The sequence below is a fragment of the Rhizobium sp. P43 genome (assembly GCF_056730705.1).
Window position 1 is genome coordinate 2627757 of sequence record NZ_CM161539.1, and the last position, 16917, is coordinate 2644673.

Annotated in this window: 17 protein-coding genes; 6 read left to right on the forward strand and 11 right to left on the reverse strand. The window is 61.9% G+C overall.

Annotated elements, in window-relative coordinates; translation table 11 throughout:
- Positions 1 to 70: 70 nt before the first annotated feature.
- The 4 genes from AC1PUL_RS13240 to AC1PUL_RS13255 all read right to left on the reverse strand — a co-directional run bounded on the left by AC1PUL_RS13240 (position 71) and on the right by AC1PUL_RS13255 (position 3715).
- Positions 71 to 514 (reverse strand): c-type cytochrome, encoded by a 444-nt coding sequence (locus tag AC1PUL_RS13240; protein ID WP_480464635.1) that lies wholly within the window; start codon positions 512 to 514, stop codon positions 71 to 73.
- Positions 515 to 680: 166 nt separating this feature from the next.
- Positions 681 to 1556 carry a metallophosphoesterase gene (locus AC1PUL_RS13245; protein WP_480464636.1) on the reverse strand — a complete coding sequence of 292 codons (876 nt, stop codon included), beginning with the start codon at positions 1554 to 1556 and terminating at the stop codon, positions 681 to 683.
- Between the two features lie 64 nt (positions 1557 to 1620).
- Positions 1621 to 2697 (reverse strand): AI-2E family transporter, encoded by a 1077-nt coding sequence (locus tag AC1PUL_RS13250; RefSeq protein ID WP_480464637.1) that lies wholly within the window; start codon positions 2695 to 2697, stop codon positions 1621 to 1623.
- Between the two features lie 136 nt (positions 2698 to 2833).
- On the reverse strand, positions 2834 to 3715 hold the full coding sequence (locus AC1PUL_RS13255) for a VOC family protein (protein ID WP_480464638.1): 882 nt from the start codon (positions 3713 to 3715) through the stop codon (positions 2834 to 2836).
- A gap of 212 nt (positions 3716 to 3927) precedes the next feature.
- Between AC1PUL_RS13255 and AC1PUL_RS13260 the strand changes: the two genes are divergently transcribed.
- Positions 3928 to 4338 (forward strand): universal stress protein, encoded by a 411-nt coding sequence (locus AC1PUL_RS13260; protein WP_480464639.1) that lies wholly within the window; start codon positions 3928 to 3930, stop codon positions 4336 to 4338.
- 25 nt (positions 4339 to 4363) lie between these two features.
- Positions 4364 to 4684 (forward strand): TraR/DksA family transcriptional regulator, encoded by a 321-nt coding sequence (locus AC1PUL_RS13265; RefSeq protein ID WP_480468580.1) that lies wholly within the window; start codon positions 4364 to 4366, stop codon positions 4682 to 4684.
- A gap of 65 nt (positions 4685 to 4749) precedes the next feature.
- On the opposite strand, the gene AC1PUL_RS13270 is transcribed toward AC1PUL_RS13265, so the two are convergent.
- Positions 4750 to 7068: a Tex family protein gene (locus AC1PUL_RS13270; protein WP_480464640.1), complete on the reverse strand. Its 2319-nt coding sequence runs from the start codon at positions 7066 to 7068 to the stop codon at positions 4750 to 4752.
- 137 nt (positions 7069 to 7205) lie between these two features.
- Between AC1PUL_RS13270 and AC1PUL_RS13275 the strand changes: the two genes are divergently transcribed.
- From AC1PUL_RS13275 to AC1PUL_RS13290, 4 genes are all read left to right on the forward strand, one after another.
- A complete protein-coding gene (locus AC1PUL_RS13275; protein ID WP_480464641.1) occupies positions 7206 to 8273 on the forward strand; it encodes a hypothetical protein in 1068 nt (355 codons plus the stop codon).
- Between the two features lie 87 nt (positions 8274 to 8360).
- Positions 8361 to 9632, forward strand: a complete 1272-nt coding sequence (gene purD / locus AC1PUL_RS13280; protein ID WP_480464642.1) for a phosphoribosylamine--glycine ligase — start codon at positions 8361 to 8363, stop codon at positions 9630 to 9632.
- Between the two features lie 125 nt (positions 9633 to 9757).
- The gene (locus AC1PUL_RS13285; RefSeq protein WP_480464643.1) at positions 9758 to 10207 is read left to right on the forward strand and encodes a plant virulence effector HPE1-like domain-containing protein; all 450 of its coding nucleotides are present in this window, start codon (positions 9758 to 9760) and stop codon (positions 10205 to 10207) included.
- A 266-nt stretch (positions 10208 to 10473) separates the two neighbouring features.
- The gene (locus AC1PUL_RS13290) at positions 10474 to 12294 is read left to right on the forward strand and encodes a methyl-accepting chemotaxis protein (protein WP_480464644.1); all 1821 of its coding nucleotides are present in this window, start codon (positions 10474 to 10476) and stop codon (positions 12292 to 12294) included.
- 60 nt (positions 12295 to 12354) lie between these two features.
- Here AC1PUL_RS13290 and AC1PUL_RS13295 read toward each other — a convergent pair whose 3' ends face one another.
- The 6 genes from AC1PUL_RS13295 to AC1PUL_RS13320 form a co-directional block, all read right to left on the reverse strand.
- Positions 12355 to 12858 carry a 2-thiouracil desulfurase family protein gene (locus AC1PUL_RS13295; RefSeq protein WP_480464645.1) on the reverse strand — a complete coding sequence of 168 codons (504 nt, stop codon included), beginning with the start codon at positions 12856 to 12858 and terminating at the stop codon, positions 12355 to 12357.
- Positions 12855 to 13154, reverse strand: coding sequence for a type II toxin-antitoxin system RelE/ParE family toxin (locus AC1PUL_RS13300; RefSeq protein WP_480464646.1), 300 nt, complete (start codon positions 13152 to 13154; stop codon positions 12855 to 12857). The genes AC1PUL_RS13295 and AC1PUL_RS13300 overlap by 4 nt, the downstream gene beginning before the upstream one ends.
- On the reverse strand, positions 13147 to 13398 hold the full coding sequence (locus AC1PUL_RS13305) for a type II toxin-antitoxin system ParD family antitoxin (protein ID WP_076392690.1): 252 nt from the start codon (positions 13396 to 13398) through the stop codon (positions 13147 to 13149). The genes AC1PUL_RS13300 and AC1PUL_RS13305 overlap by 8 nt, the downstream gene beginning before the upstream one ends.
- Before the next feature lie 106 nt (positions 13399 to 13504).
- Entirely contained in the window at positions 13505 to 15769 is a 2265-nt protein-coding gene (gene glyS / locus AC1PUL_RS13310; RefSeq protein ID WP_480464647.1) for a glycine--tRNA ligase subunit beta, read from the reverse strand.
- Positions 15770 to 15866: 97 nt separating this feature from the next.
- On the reverse strand, positions 15867 to 16172 hold the full coding sequence (locus AC1PUL_RS13315; RefSeq protein ID WP_113460681.1) for a HigA family addiction module antitoxin: 306 nt from the start codon (positions 16170 to 16172) through the stop codon (positions 15867 to 15869).
- A 144-nt stretch (positions 16173 to 16316) separates the two neighbouring features.
- A complete protein-coding gene (locus AC1PUL_RS13320; protein WP_480464648.1) occupies positions 16317 to 16817 on the reverse strand; it encodes an endonuclease domain-containing protein in 501 nt (166 codons plus the stop codon).
- Positions 16818 to 16917 lie beyond the last annotated feature (100 nt).

Sequence of the window (16917 nt, forward strand, 5' to 3'; positions counted from 1 at the left end):
TTCGGTTCCCAGTCCGGGAAACAGAGCGGCGGGCGCTGCGGATCAACCGCCATTCGCCCGCCGGAAGGCCTTACTTCTTCAGGCGGTAGGTCTGGTGGCAATCGCCGCAGGTGGCACCGACGGACTGCATGGCAGCGGCGACGCTCGCCTGATCAGCAGGCAATGCGGCGAGCTGCGCTTCTGCAGCCGAAGCGAGTTTCGCCGACTTGGCCTTGAAGTCGTCCATGTTCTGCCAGATCGCGGGCGCGGCTTCCGAGTCGCTGCCGGTTTCGCTGCCGGCCGGGAAGTGGTCGGGGAAGGTCTTGCCAACTTCCGCCAGCGTCGTCAGCGCGGCCTTGACGGCTTCTGCGTCATAGGGCTTTTCGCCCTTGGCAATCCCGCCGAGCGCGCCCATGGCACCGCCAACCTTCTTCATTTCGTCCTGACGGACGACCTGAGGTTCGCCCGCAGCAATGGCTGCGGTCACGCCAAGACAGATCGCCGTCGCGGCGGCCAGAACGACTTTCAATTTCATCAGGTTTCTCCAAGGCTCGGCCGGCGCACCGGCGATCGTTTGCGGAACAGACTATGTTTGCCGTGTTGGTAGAGACGATAGAAGTCACAATGGAGTGAATATCAGAAGTTCGAAGAAATTTTTGATATCTATGACGAATTTGCGACGAATGCCGATCAGGGATCTGTCACGTGACGGTGTAATTCACCCGCTTTTCAGGCACCAGCGGCAGGCGGCGATCCGGTTCCCGACCATGTCCCGCGATCTCGATCCGATCATCGAAGACCGTCAGGACTGCGTAAGCGTTGGTCTCTTCGGTATCGACCATGCCGCAGAAATTGACGAAGTGGACACCGTTCCGCTCCGCATACCCGCCCGCATGCTGGTGGCCGCAGAGATAGGCGATGGCCGAGGGGGCGGAGGCTACAGACGTCGCCAATCTCTCCGCATCCCACAGCATGTGGTCGGAGGGCGGATAAATCGGGTAATGACCGAGGAGGATGACCTTTTCAGCGCATCCTTGTGCCGCCGCCAGTCGTTCGGCAATCCAACCGGCCTGTCGGTCCGAGATGCCGGCATTCCACTCATGGGCGTTCGCAGCGCCACTCGCCTTCAAAGCCTGCAGGCGAAGCTGGGCCTCTGCATGTCGGGCGTCGCCCTCTGCTGCGGAAAACAGCGAGATCTCATTGCCGTCGATGACGAGGAGACGCAGCCCCGGAAAGCTGACCTCATGGTAGGGCATGGGCATGCCGAGCCGGGCATGCACTTCAGACAGACGGTTGGGATCGACGAGGAAATCATGGTTTCCGGGCAGCAGGATGCGCGGCGCATGCAGCCTGTCCAGGATGTCGAGCACCGCAGCGAAGTTCTCCCAGCCGCGATCGATCAGATCCCCCAGCACCACGACGGTATCGAGAGGCTGGGCGTTGAACGTCTCCACCGCTTCGCCGAGCTTCTCCAGTGAGCGGCGGAAGTGGCGATCCAGCCGAGGGTCCGGCTCGAGGTCGGCATATTGCGGATCAGCGATGATGCCGAGCCGCAAGAGGGGACGCGTGTCAGTCATGGATGCACCGTTTCTGGGTCTAGCGGTGCATAGGACTTCGGCGTGACGGATGGATGACAGTCGCTCAGTCGGGCAGATTGGGCTGGATTTTCGTCTGGGGCATGATGCCGGCATAGAGCGTCATGCAAATGAGCGTTAGCGGGACGGCGAGCATGGCACCGACGGCACCCCAGAGCCAGGTCCAGAAGACGATGGCGACGAAGAGCATGAAGGCGTTCATCTCCAGCCTCTTGCCCATGACCGCCGGGATCAGCAGGTTTTCGAGGAGGCCATCCAGCAGAAAGAAGATGAAGGCCGGGAGCAGGCCGAGAAACAGGCTTTCATGCACCAGCACACCGGCAATGGCCATGGCGATGGTGACCATGGCGATGCCGAGAAAGGGAATGAAACTCAGAAGAAAGGCAGCCACACCCCAGAGCACGGGGGAGCCCAGACCGCCGATCCAGGCCACGAGCGCCGCCACGACGCCGAACAGGCCATAGACGATGACGGCGGTTGCGAAATAGTAGCCGAGGGCCTCCTCCACTTCGTTGAACAGCCGGATGGTCTTCAGCCGGCGGGCGCGGTCCGAGAAGGCGCGGATCAGCTCGCGGCGCAGTGCCAGCCGGCAGGACAGGAAGAGCAACAGGCCGGCGATGAAGATGAAGACCTGGAGGAGCGCCGGTGTTACGCCGGCGGCGATGGTCGAGAGGATGGTCCCGGAATTTTCCAGCATCGCCTCCATGGAGTCGGGGCCGCGCGACAGGATCGCAAGTGGGCGCTCCATCCAGGGGATGCTTTCCAGATATTGGATGCTCTGATTGATCATCTCAGGGCCGTTTTCGACCAGCATGTTGACCGGCGTCCAGATCAGGCTCGCCAGCACCAGAAGCAGGATCAGAAACAGCCCGGAGAGAATGACCGCTGTGAGCGTCGGCGGGATGCCGAGTTTGCCCATGCGGTCTGCGGCAAGGCCTAGGATCAGCCCGACCACGACCGCCATGGTCAGCGGAATGAGGATGAAGGAGGCGAGATGCAGGGCAATCAGCGCGAAGATCAGGAAAAGCCCGATCACCGACCAGGAGACGACGTAATCGAGCCCGGTCTTCTTGAAGCGAACCTTGCGGGCGGAGCTATGGCGATGATTGACCTGGAGGTTCACCGGAGACACTCCGGTGACACACGTATTCGGTGGCTCGATGCTGGCATGGCCTGGTTCCCCTTGCGACGTCCTTCAACGTGCAGGAACAACTTCCGTTCCACGGGGGAACCAGAGCCAGCGGCTCGAAAGCGCCAGATCAGGCCTGCGGCGCAACCAGTGTCAGGCCGATGCCCCAGGGATCAGCAAGACTGAAGCCGCGGGCGGTGCGATCGACCTTGATCTCCAGGCTCTCCAGCGTGGAGAGCACGCCGTCGAGGACTTGCCTGTCGTTGAAAGCAAGCTCGTAGCCTTGAAGACCCGTCATTGCCCCTGTACGGGCTGCGGCATTGCGGCTGTTCCAGACATTGGCGGCGACGTGGTGATGATAGTTGCCGGAGCCGTAGAAGCTGGCACCCGGATAGACGGCCATTTTCTTCAAACCAAGGACGCCTTCATAGAAACGATCGGCTTCCGGCACATTGCCGACTTGGAGATGCACGTGACCCAGGGCGGCACCGGGGGCCATACCGGCCCAAGGCGTTTTCGGGGCGCTGTCATAAAGCGCCTGCAGATCCAGCCGGCGCGTGTCCATCTCAACTGTGCCATCGGGATGAAAAGTCCATTCCGTCGGCTGGCGGTCACGATAGACCTCGATGCCGTTGCCTTCCGGATCGGAGAGATAGATCGCCTCGCTGACCAGATGGTCGCTGGCGCCCTCAAACTTGAGGCCGAGATGGGCGGCATGCGCCAGCCAATGGGCAAGCTCGGTGCGATCCGGCATCAGGAAGGCGTTGTGGAAGAGACCAGCGGCGTTGCGCGGCGCGGGTGCCGCATCGCTTCTCGTGGTCAGCGTCAGCAGCACGCGCTCGCCAGCCCCGAGGTCAACGCCGCTCGGGCCGTGATCGATGCGCTTCAGGCCGAGCGCCTGTTCGTAAAAGCGCGTCATCGTTTCGAGATCACGGACCACCAGATGGGCGCGCCCGATATGCAAGGGACGGGTCAGGGCGAAGGATGGGGTGTCTGCGTCTGCGCCGGTCATCGGTTTTCTCCTGCGCCTGTCGAGGCGTCTTGCTCTGGATATGGAGCAAGACGGCCGTTCACAATAGACGTCATCTCATCGAAAGATCGTTCGACAATGATTGACAACGAACTGCGCTCCAAAGTTGATCCTGATCAATGCGGCAGTTCGCCGTCCGACGCATTTTGCATTCATCAAGAGGAAACACCCGGCGGGTGACAAAGGAGAGCAGAATGTACAAGAAGATCATCGTTCCGGTCGATCCGGCTGCCACTGCCATCGGCGAGAAGATCCTGAGCAAGGCCAAGTCTCTGCTCGATGCAGGCGGCGAGATCGTGCTTCTCACCATCATCGAGGACATTCCGGGTTATCTCGCCATCGACGTTCCCGTTGACCTGATCGAAGGCGCGATCACCGACGCCAAGGCCAAGCTCGTGACGCTCAAGGAGAAGACGGGGGCCACCGCACATATCGAGATCCGCTCCGGCGCCCCTGCCCGCGAGATCCTCGCGGCAGCCGAGGAGCATAAGGCGGACCTGATCATCGTCGGCTCGCATGTGCCTGATTTCTCGAACTACTTCATCGGCGCGACGGCCGACCGTGTCGTGCGCCATTCGAAGATTTCCGTTCTGGTCGACAGGTGAGATGATGGACAATCCCGTACAGGCCATGGACACGGCCCACTTCGAACGCATTCTACTCGCCCGCAAGGACGAGATCGAACGGCGGCTGAAGAAGATCGATCATGATCTCGGTACCCTAAAGAGTGCCGACAGCGCAGAACGGGCTACCGAGTCTGAGAACGACGAGGTGCTGGAGGAATTCGGCCAGGTGGGTGAGGAAGAGCTGAGGGCGATCGATGCCGCGCTGGACCGGATCGCCAAGGGGCAGTATGGTCGATGCGTCACCTGTGGCGAGCCAATCGCCATGGAGCGGCTGAAGGCTGTGCCGCATACGCCATTCTGCAAGGATTGCGCAACCTCCCATTGAGAGGCGCCTTTTGAGGGGCGATGGGCAGGCCGGAGTGACGAGCTCCGGCCTGTTTCTATTCTGTCTTATTTCTTGCGCATGGCCTCGGCGAGCGCCGCACCCAGGCCGCCCATTGCGGGCTGCTCGGGCTTCGGCGGGCGGGCATTGGAATGCTTCATCGCATTGGCATTGCCGCGCGCGTCGCCGCGCATCGAGGGCTGTTGCGCCTCGCCGCCATCTTTGCGCATCGTGAGCGCGATGCGCTTGCGCTTGACGTCGACCTCGACGACGCGGACCTTCACGACATCGCCCGCTTTCACCACCTCATGCGGATCCTTGACGAAGCGATCGGCAAGCTGGGAGACATGCACCAGACCATCCTGATGCACGCCGATATCGACGAAGGCGCCGAAGGCGGCGACGTTCGTGACCGTGCCCTCAAGCGTCATGCCGATCTTCAGGTCGGTGATCTCGTCGACGCCTTCTGCAAAAGTCGCAGTCTTGAAGCTCGGGCGCGGGTCGCGGCCGGGCTTTTCGAGTTCCGCAAGGATGTCCTTGACCGTCGGCAGGCCGAACTGCTCGTCGATGAAGCGCTTCGGGTCGAGGTTCTTCAGCGTCGCGCTGTCGCCCATTAGCGAGCGCAGGTCGCGGCCGCAGGCGGCGACGATCTTCTTGGCCACGCCATAGGCTTCCGGGTGCACGGATGAGGCGTCGAGCGGCTCCTTGCCGTTCGGGATGCGCAGGAAGCCGGCGCATTGCTCAAACGTGCGGGCGCCGAGGCGCGGCACTTTCAAGAGATCCTTGCGGCTTTCGAAGGCGCCGGTTGCATCACGATGGGCAACGATGGCTTCCGCCGTGGTTTTGCCAAGGCCGGAGACGCGGGCGAGCAGCGGGGCGGATGCCGTGTTGAGGTCGACGCCGACGGCATTCACCGCATCTTCGACGACGGCATCGAGCGAGCGGCCGAGTTTGCCCTGATCGACGTCATGCTGATACTGGCCGACGCCGATCGATTTCGGCTCGATCTTGACGAGTTCGGCCAGCGGATCCTGCAGACGCCGGGCAATCGAGACGGCGCCACGCAAGGAGACGTCGAGATTGGGGAATTCCTTGGCGGCGGTTTCCGAGGCGGAATAGACGGAGGCGCCGGCTTCCGAGACTATGACCTTGGTCGGCTTCGGCGCGGTGGACGGGAACTGGGCTAGCATGTCGGCCACCAGCTTTTCCGTCTCGCGGCTGCCCGTGCCGTTGCCGATCGAGATCAGCTCGACCTTGTGCTTGCGGGTGAGCGAGGCGAGTTCTGTCTGGGTGCCGCGGATGTCGTTCTTCGGCGGGAAAGGATAGACGGTCGTCGTTTCCACCACCTTGCCGGTGCCATCGACGACGGCGACCTTGACGCCCGTGCGGATGCCGGGATCGAGGCCCATTGTGGGACGCGAACCGGCGGGGGCTGCCAGCAGCAGGTCTTTCAGATTGCGAGCGAAGACGTGGATCGCCTCTTCCTCGGCGCGTTCGCGCAGCTCGCGCATCAGGTCGAGCGACAGCGACACGGAGAGCTTGACGCGCCAGGTCCAGCCGGCGACCTCGAGGAGCCACTGGTCGGCGGGGCCCTTGCCCGCGACCTGATAGGCGCTCGCGATCATGCGCTGGCTCGGCTTGACCGGGGCCGTGTCATCGCGGTCGACTTCGATCGACAGCGACAGGAATTCCTCGTTCCAGCCGCGCAGCATGGCAAGCGCCCGGTGACCGGGCACCGTTGCCCAGCGTTCGAAATGGTCGAAATAGTCGGCAAATTTGGCGCCGGCCTCGGCCTTGCCGTCGACCAGCTTCGAATAGAGGATCGCGCGATCCTTCATGTCGTTGCGCAACCGGCCGATAAGATCGGCATTTTCGGAAATCTGCTCAGCGATGATGTCGCGGGCGCCTTCCAGCGCTGCCTTCACGTCCGCGACTTCTTCCGTGATGTATCCGGCTGCGAGCTGCTGCGGGTCGCTCGTGCGATCGGCCATGATCGCATCGGCGAGCGGCTGAAGTCCCCTCTCGCGGGCGATTTCCGCCTTGGTGCGGCGCTTCGGCTTGTAGGGCAGATAGAGATCTTCCAGCTCGGCCTTGGTGGTGACCTGAGCGATCTTGCGCGCGAGTTCGTCGGTCATCTTGCCCTGGCTATCGATGCTTTCGAAGATCGATTTGCGGCGGGCGGCGAGCTCGCGCAGATAGATCAGCCGTTCGGCGAGATTGCGCAGCTGCGTGTCGTCAAGACCGCCGGTCACTTCCTTGCGGTAGCGGGCGATGAAGGGGACCGTCGCGCCTTCATCGAGCAGGCCGACAGCCGCCGTCACCTGCTCGGGACGGGCGTTGATTTCGGTGGCGATGAGGGCGGCAATGGATCTGATGTCGTCGGCCATGGGTCTTCCGCATTTTTCGATTGAGGGCGGACCATAGCGAGGGAATGCGGCAAGGCAAGCTCTCCAGCTTCGCGTTTCACATTTCAGCGAATCTCGCTAACTTACTTCTGCGGTTCCCATGCTATTTTGGATCTGAAATGGGGTATTTTCAAATCTACGTGTCTGATGATTTCCCACTGGAAGAAATTACATTCCTCGGCTCGGAGATTGAACGCTCAAAGCTGTTTACGGCTGGCTATATTGCGCCCAATGTCGGCCTTACCAACCCAGCTGGATTGATATTCGCGAAAGAGTACGAAGGCATCGACACTTGGATTCTACCGGACAGAAACCTGGTGTCACGCATTGCGAAGATTGCAAAGCTGGGAACCGTTGGCGCCGACCAGACCTCCCGCAACGCACTTGTTGTGATGTCTTTCTGCAAAGCAATGGACCTTAACTTTGAACCATCTATTGCATATCACGAGTTAGCCCACGCACTCGGCAATCAAGACGCAATTGACGAATTGTCTTGGTTTCGTGGCGGTGACAATCACGATACTCAAGAATGGCTTGACCTCACCCTCGGCCGTATCCCTCGTCTCTCAACAGTAACCGCTGTAACAGTTGATCCGCCGGGCAATCTGGCTCGCCCTTTGCACCGTTGGAAGCGGAACTATGCAGCGGTGCTCAAGATCGCGACGCTTGAGCTGTCAGCATTAAGCCCACCGGAAAAATCGTTGGCGCTTCTCGACTGGATGGAAAACAAGTTCCTAGTAGCAGGGCCAGCTTTGATGTTTGCGCAGCGCTACTTTGCTCCCAACAGTAGCAAGAGAGGCCTTCTAAAGGGACTGCGCTCCGCTGATCGAACGAAAGCAATCCAAGGCGCTAAAAACGCTGCTTGGGACATTACTCACCTTAGTGACTTTGTTAAGAGGGTCGACGAAGGCGTTGATCAGAGTATTCGCTACATCTTCGCGACGGCGGACAAGTTGCTCGGTGAAATAGCGCCGAAGCTACTGATAGGAAACGCAAGTGGCATGCAAAGTGAAATCCAGTCGGAGATGCGAGGTCTCTGGGGGGAAAGGGACAGCATTCACATCTCTGGTAAAGTCGTCGAGCTCCTCGAACTGGCGCAAAATCACCCCACTAGAAGAGACCGTCAATTGCCAGTCGACGAAATGATAAGTTCACTTGAGCGCGAAATTTGCCTTTGGGCCCCGTGATTCTATCTGTGTTGCGACACTCGAACTTGACCTTTCGCCTCCCTCCCCTTAACCGCCGGGCATTCCCTTGGGCATTGGAGGCTGGCGATGAAGGTTTTGTTGATCGGGTCGGGTGGACGCGAGCATGCGCTGGCCTGGAAGATCGCCCAGTCGCCACTCCTGACCAAGCTTTATGCCGCCCCCGGCAATCCCGGGATCGCCGAAGAAGCGGAACTGGTTTCCCTCGATACAGATGATCACGCTGCTGTGGTGGCCTTCTGCAAGGACAAGGCGATCGACTTCGTCGTCGTCGGGCCGGAAGCGCCGCTGGTCGCTGGTATCGCCGACCGTCTGCGCGAGGCCGGTATCGCCGTCTTCGGGCCGTCTGCGGCGGCTGCCCAGCTCGAGGGCTCCAAGGGCTTTACCAAGGATGTCTGCGCCCGCTTCAACATTCCGACCGGGGCGTACCAGCGCTTCAACAATGCGCCAAAGGCCAAGGCCTATGTGCGCGAACAGGGCGCACCGATCGTCATCAAGGCCGATGGGCTTGCAGCCGGCAAGGGGGTAACGGTTGCGATGACGCTGGACGAGGCGCTCGCGGCCATCGACGACTGCTTCGAGGGCGCCTTTGGGGCGGCCGGTGCCGAAGTCGTGGTCGAGGCCTTTCTTGATGGCGAGGAAGCGAGCTTCTTCTGCCTCTCCGACGGCAAGTCGCTTCTGCCGCTTGCCACCGCCCAGGACCACAAGCGTGTCGGCGACGGCGATACCGGCCCGAACACCGGCGGCATGGGCGCTTATTCGCCCGCGCCGGTCATGACATCAGAGATGGTCGAGCGGACGATGAAGGAGATCATCGAGCCGACCATGCGCGGCATGGCCGAGATGGGGCATCCCTTCCAGGGCGTGTTCTTCGCCGGGCTGATGATCACCGAGAAGGGCCCGGAACTCATCGAATACAATGTCCGCTTCGGCGATCCGGAATGCCAGGTGCTGATGATGCGGCTGAAGAGCGACCTGTTGCCGATCCTCCATGCCTCTGCCACCGGCACGCTGGACAAGGTTTCGGCCGAATGGAGCGAGGACCCGGCACTGACCGTGGTGCTGGCCTCGAAGGGTTATCCCGGCGCATACGAAAAGGCGACGCCGATTGCCTCGCTGCCTGAGGCGGGGGACAGCGCGAAGGTCTTCCATGCGGGCACGGCGCTGAAAGACGGCCAGCTGGTTGCAACAGGCGGGCGCGTGCTCAACGCCACGGCGCGTGGGGTGACGGTCGCGGAGGCGCAGGCTGCCGCTTACCGGCTCGTGGATGCGGTAGAGTGGGCGAACGGCTTTTGCCGCCGCGACATCGGCTGGCGGGCGATTGCGCGCGAAAAGGCCTGATTTCCGGCTGCCCGAGCCGGATTTCGGGTGGAAATCCGTCCTTTCGTTCAAATTTTACCAAAGCTTCTGACCGGATCGAAAGAAACGATTGCTAATGTTCTTCCCAACAATCGGGGAATAACGTGATGCGTCTCATCCTTTCGACATCCATGGTTCTGGCAGTATCGACCTTGGCCGCGCCTGCAATGGCCGGTTCGATCTCGACCGTGACCGGCCTTTCGCCGACCCAGCCGAGCATCGTCAAGGTCGATTGCAGCGAATGCCCGCCGCCGGCCCCCAGGTTGGGCCAGAGGAACTATGAAGTCCCGACCCTGCCGCCAGGCAGCCAGACCGCAGAAGTGGTCGAAGTCGATGGCGAACAGAAGCTGAAGCGCGTTGAAAACTGGTTCGGCGGCTCGCCCGTGGTGGTCTATACCTCTGCCGAAGGCTGGGCGACGAACGGCTCCACGATTGTCGCAGGCGCCCTGCCCACCGGCGATGCAATCGACCATGACGCAACCACTGCGGCCGTCGACGCACCTGTCGATGCCGACAAGACGCCGGCGCTCGCGGGCTTTGATCTGCGTCTGAACTGATCCCAATCCGCCGGCCTTACGATCCGGGCGCGGCGGTCTCTCGTGGTCGACACGGACATAACGCCCGGCCCAGTCCCGGGCGTTATGCCGTTTGCCGCAACATTTCACCCGTTCATTCTTATAGAATCATATTTGGACGCGCTTAAAGTCGCATCAACTTTTCGCGATGAGACTGTGAAGCACCTTCGGGACATGACGTACCGATTCGTTCGACTGTCCCCTCCTCCGGCGCCCGAACCGCTCCCCAGACGAAAGCGTCCCCCGATATGAAAAATTTGAAGATTTCCCTCCAGCTGATCGTGCTGATCGGTGGATTGATGGCGGCTTTCGCGGCGGCCACCTATTTCCAGGTGCGTTCGTCTACAGCGACCATTTATCAGCAGCGTTACGAGCTGCTGCGCACGCAGGTCGAGACTGCTCTGTCGGTTCTGAAGGATTTCAATGATCGCGCCGTCGCCGGCGAATTCACCGTCGAGGAAGCCAAGACCCGCGCTTACGAGATGCTCAACAAGCTGCGCTTCGAGCCCGACGGCTATTTCTTCGGCTATGACTACGACGTAGTGATGATCTTCCATCCGACCTCGAAGGACGTGGGCAAGAGCAACAAGGGCAAGCCCGACGCCAACGGCTTTGCCTATCGCGACGAACTGGTTCGCCTCGGTCAGCAGGGCGGCGGCTTCGTTGAGTTCATCGGTCCGAAGCCTGGCAAGGATCCGGAAGACCGGTCTTATCCGAAGGCCTCTTACGGCAAGGCGTTCGAACCCTGGAAAATCGTCATCGTCACCGGCCTTTATACCGATGATCTCAAGGCCGAAATCCGCTCCAGCGTGATCAAGACCATCAGCTGGTCGGCCGGCATCTTCGTGCTGGCGCTGGTCGCCGCCTATTTCGTGATCCGCAACATCACCGGTCCGCTCAAGGCCATCCATGATGCGCTTGAGGCCGTCGCCGACGAGAATGTCAGCATCGCCATCCCGCATACGGACATGCGCAACGAGATCGGTCTGATGGCGCAGGCGACGAAGAGCCTGCAGGACAAGGTGCGCGAGCGCCATGCCCTGGCCGCCCGCCAGGATGAGCAGCAGCGCGAGCTTGACAGCGAGCGCAGCCAGAATGCCGAGGCACAGGTCGCCGAAGCGCGCCAGCAGGCGCATGTCGTCGCCACCATTGGCCAATCGCTGGAACAGCTCGCCCATGGCGATCTGACCGTGCGTTGTGCCGATCTCGGCCCGAAATATGCCGGCTTGCGCGACAACTTCAACGATGCGCTGGCGCGTCTCGAAGAGGCCATGGCCCGTGTCAACCTGAAGGGCAACGATATCGCGGTCTCGAAGGAAGAAATCCGTCGTGCCTCCGGCGAGCTCGCCACCCGCACCGAGCGCCAGGCTGCGAACCTCGAAGAGACTTCGGCAGCCCTCGACGAACTGACCGTCGCTGTTCGCCAGACGGCGGATGGCGCCCGCGAGGCCGCAAGCCGCGTGAGTGCCGTCAGCGGCGAGGCGAAGCAGAGCGACGAGATCGTCACCCGCGCCATCAACGCGATGAGCGGCATCGAGCAGTCGTCTGCCGAGATCACCAAGATCATCGGCGTGATCGACGAAATCGCCTTCCAGACCAACCTGCTCGCACTGAACGCAGGCGTCGAGGCGGCTCGCGCCGGCGAGAGCGGCAAGGGCTTTGCCGTTGTCGCCCAGGAAGTGCGGGAACTCGCCCAGCGTTCGGCAGCGGCGGCCAAGGAGATCAAGGACCAGATCGCCCGCTCTTCCGCTCAGGTGGAACAGGGCGTGCAGCTGGTCGGCCAGACCGGCGAGGCGCTGAAGCGCATCTCGGATCAGATCGCCAGCGCCAACGACATCGTCTCGAAGATCTCGCACAGCGCCCAGGAGCAGGACACGACCCTGCGCTCGATCTCGTCCTCGATGAACCAGCTCGACCAGGCCACCCAGCAGAATGCCGCCATGGCCGAGGAAACCACGGCCTCTGCCGAGGTTCTCGCCAACGACACCGGCGACCTCTTGAACCTGATCCGCAGCTTCAAGACGAGCCAGTCCGGTGGCAGCCAACAGCCGATGCGCATGGCGAGCTGAGGTCCCTCCACAACCGCGACATCAACAAGGCTGCCGGAGCAATCCGGCGGCCTTTTCGTTTCAGTCCGCGCGATCGATATGCGCTGCGAGCCGATCGAGCTCACGGTCGGAAAAGACCGCGATGCCGGCCCGACGCATCAAGGCTGCCGTGACGCCGAAGCCGGGATGGCGGGTACCGGAGAACGAGCCGTCATAGATGAAGCCGGAACCGCAGGAGGGGCTGCCATCGATGAGGAGTGCAACGTCGCACCCCTGCTCGCGGGCGAAGGCGACGGCCTTTTTCCCGCCCTCGACGAATTCGGCGGTGACATCGCCGCCCGTCAGTTCCATGACCCGGGCCCGGCCGGCCAGCACATCCTCGCCATTCATGCCGCCTTCGATTTCGGCGGGTGGACGGGGTGTCGGCAGGCCACCAGCCTGTTCGGGGCAGTAACCGACGAGGCGACCTTCCGCCTTCCAGCGCTCGATGCGGGGATCTGCGAGCGGCTTGCCCTTGCCGTCATAACGGACGGGGCGACCGAGCAGGCAGGCGCTGATGAGGATTTTCGGGGGCATGGAAGTCATTTGTCCAGCTGGCGCGAAATGTCGGCGCGTTCGTGGATGATGCGAACGACCTCCACCATCCCCTCCTCCAGAATGACATAGAAGATCAGATGTGAGCCGCACCGTCGGCGACGATAACCAGGCCGCAATGAAGGCAACTCGCTGCCTGAAAACGGATAGGTTCCTATTTCCGCGATCATCGCAAGGATCTGCCTGAGGTATCGTTCGGCTTGAGCCTCAGACCATCGATCCCGCGTGTAGTCACCGATGTCGAGAAAATCCTGGCGTGCGGCGGGGCTAAGCCGGATCTCAGCCACGGCTCTTCCATCTTTCTCGGACAGAATCCATGAGATCTTCGGGATCGAACGGCACAGACGGCCCGCTGTTCTCCCCCTCGATCAGCGCATTGCGCAGCCATTCGATCCGCGCCTGCTCTTCCTTGAGAAGCTTGAGGCCGGCCTCGACAACGTCTTCGGCAGACTTGAACGCGCCGCTTTCGAGCTGGGACTCGACGAAGCTGTCATAGGGCTCGGCAATGGTGACCTGAACGGGCTTGTTCATGGGGGTGGCTTCCTCTGGACTGCTCGTTCAGTCTAGCACAGGATGCCAACCTCGGAAAACTCGCTGTGTCAAACGAAAGACCCCGCCGAAGCGGGGTCTCACATCATCAGCCTGTGATCTTGGAGAAGTCAGCGACCGTGGCTGTCGCCTCGCGGATGGCCTTCAGGAGCGCCAGGCGGTTGGCGCGGATGGCGGCGTCCTCGTCGTTGACCAGGACATCCTCGAAGAACTTGTCGACCGGGCCTCGCAGCGTCGAGAGCGCCTGCATGGCGGAGCGGAAGTCTTCCGATGCCACAGCGTCTGCCGCCGCTTTCGAGGCGGACTGGATGGCGGCGAAGAGTGCCTTCTCGGCATCGAGCTTCAGGAGCGCTTCCGAGACGCCATCGGCGACGACGGTGCCCTTCTTCTCTTCGGCTGCTAGCAACTGGGTGGCGCGCTTGGTGCCGGCGAGCAGGTTCAGGCCGTCTTCCGAGGTGATGAAGGCGGTCAGGGCTTCCGCCTTGCGGGCGACCATCAAGAGATCGTCGGCATCGGGCGTCAGCACGGCATCGATGATGTCGTGGCGGGCGCCCTGGTCGCGCAGGTAGACCTTCAGGCGGTCGTGGAAGAAGGAGAGGAGATCGGCATCCTTGGCGACCGATGCGATCGGCAGACGAATGCCCTTCTCCAGGATCATCCGCACCACACCCAGCGCCGCACGGCGGAGCGCATAAGGGTCCTTCGAGCCGGTCGGCTTTTCGTCGATCGCCCAGAAGCCCACAAGCGTGTCCAGCTTGTCGGCGAGCGCAACGGTGAGGCCCACCTTGTCTTCCGGCAGACGGTCCGACGGGCCGTTCGGCTTCCAGTGGTCTTCGATGGCTGCGGCGACGGAGGCATCTTCGCCCTGCAGGAGCGCATATTTGCGGCCCATGGCGCCCTGCAGTTCGGGGAATTCGCCGACGGCTTCGGTGCGTAGATCTGCCTTAGCGAGCACCACGGCGCGGTCAACGAGGGCGGCATCGGCGCCAACGATTGGAGCCAGCACCTTGGCCAGTTCGCGGATGCGCGCGACGCGCTCCCCTTGCGTGCCGAGCTTGGCGTGGAAAGTCACGTTCAGCGCATCGAGCTTGGCCATACGCTGGTCGAGCGGCTTCTTGAGGTCGAGGTCGAACTTTGCAGCGGAGGCCTTGAGCGTATCGAGGTCCGGCAGATCGCCCTGGTCGCGCTTCCAGAAATGCAGCGCATCCGACAGGCGGGCGCGCACCACCTTGCCGTTGCCATGCATGATTTCCTTGCCGCCGTCGGTGGCCTGGATGTTGGAAATCAGGATGAAATGGTTGGAGAGCACACCCTCCCCTTGAGGGGGAGGGTCGGACCGAAGGGCCGGGGTGGGGTGACCCACAGCCATCGAGGCGTCACCCCCACCCGCGCGTTCCGCGCGACCTCCCCCCTCAAGGGGGAGGTGGGTGGCCTGTGGGCGCACGACAAAGCACTTCTGGTTGGTCTTGATCGTCAGGCGGATGATCTCGGCCGGGATCGAGAGGTAATCCTCCTCGAAGGTGCCAAGCAGGACCTGCGGCCATTCAACGAGGCCGGAGACTTCTTCCAGCAGGCCTTCGTCCTCAACCAGGTCGAGACCGTTGGCAAAGGCGATGTCGCGGGCGTCATGCAGGATCATGTCCTTGCGACGCTCGGCATCGAGTATGACCTTGGCGCGTTCGAGGCTCGAAACGTAGTCATCGAAGCGCTTGACGGTGATGGCATCCGGCGCGTGGAAGCGGTGACCGTAGGTGACGTTGGACGCCACAATGCCGTCGATCTCGAAGGGGATGACCTGGACTTCGTCATGCTCGGGGCCGAAGGTGCAGACGATCGACTGCAGCGGGCGCACCCAGCGCAGGCTTTCCATGCCCTTGCCCTCGATGCCGCCATAGCCGGAGCCCTTGGGCATGGAGGCGAAACCGGAGCGCATCGATTTGGGCCAGGGGAATGCGCGGATGATGCCGGGCATGACATCCGCGATGATCTCTTCCGCCGCACGGCCGGGCTTTTCCATGTAGGCGACGTAGAAATCGCCCTTCTTCGGATCCGTCTTGATGGTGGCCTGATCGATCGAGGTGAGGCCCGCGCCGCGCAGGAAGCCATCGATCGCGCCCTGAGGTGCGGAAGTGCTCGGGCCCTTCTTCTCTTCCTTGATGTCGGCGGAACGGGCAGTCAGCCCACGGATATCCAGCGTCAGGCGACGCGGCGTCCAGTATTCGCGCGCACCCTCATAGGTCAGCCCCGCATCGACAAGCGCATCGGTGACCATCTTCTTCAGATCGCCAGCCGCCTTGCGCTGCATGCGGGCGGGGATTTCTTCGGAGCGGAGTTCGAGCAGGAGATCGGGCATCGGGTCTGACTTTTCGAGATGTTGCTTGAGGCTGCGGCGGACTTAGCAAGCCGCGCGGCAAAAGTCATCCATGGATCGGTGTAAATTGGCGGGTGGATCAGGCAGCGGTCAGATCGGTTCGCACGGGAATGGCAGCCAGCTCGGCGGCTTTCGCCGTCGCTTCCGTCTTCAGGTCGTAGCTGGTCTGAAGGTTCATCCAGAACTGCGGTGACATGTCGAAATAGCGGGCAAGGCGGAGCGCTGTATCCGGTGTCAACGACGTCTGTTCTGCGACCAGTCGCTCGATCCGGGTGCGAGGCACGTTCAAGAGGCGCGCAAGGGCACCAGCGCTCAGCCCCATGGGCTCCAGAAACTCATCGCGCAGAATTTCACCGGGATGGACGGGCGGCAGGACGATGGTCATGGCATGTCTCCTTCTCAGTGATAGTCGACAATCTCGACCTGGTCGGCACCGTTGTCGGACCAGACGTGCCGCCATCACCCCCACCCGCCGCTTCGCGGCGACCTCCCCCCTCAAGGGGGAGGTGGGTAGTGCGGCGCCAGCGTCTCAGCCACCCTCCCCTTGAGGGGGAGGGTCGGAGCGCAGCTCCGGGGTGGGGTGATCCGGCGGAGACTGTTTATCACCTTTGGACACCTCAACCGAGCCGGGACGAACCAGTCTGCAGAGGGGCCAAACCTCAGGGTGGAGTTCAAGGAAGATTTCACGCTCACGGACCGCCGCAAAAACAGTATCCAGGACCGCATCGAGCTCCGTCAGGACTTCGGCGTTCCAGAAGCGGATCACTTTGTATCCCTGTGCTTCCAGAAAGGCTGTTCGCGCAGCATCTCGTTTAAGCGCATCGTCCGTCGCATGCTGGGAGCCGTCGAGTTCAATGATCAGCCCGATCTGGTGACAGGCGAAGTCGGCGAAGTAGGGACCGATCGGGACCTGGCGGCGGAAATGGCTGCCGTCGATTGGAATGCGCCAGAGATGGCGCCAGAGTTTTCGTTCGGCGTCCGTTGCCGCCGAGCGCAGGCGTCTGGCATTGGCGCGGCGAAAGCGATCCATAGAGGTGGGAGGTCTGGGCATTTCGCTGGTTCCTCAACCGTTATCTGTCCATGGAACCTCGAAACTCAGGGTGTTGCAATTCCGGGGATTGAGGGGAAAT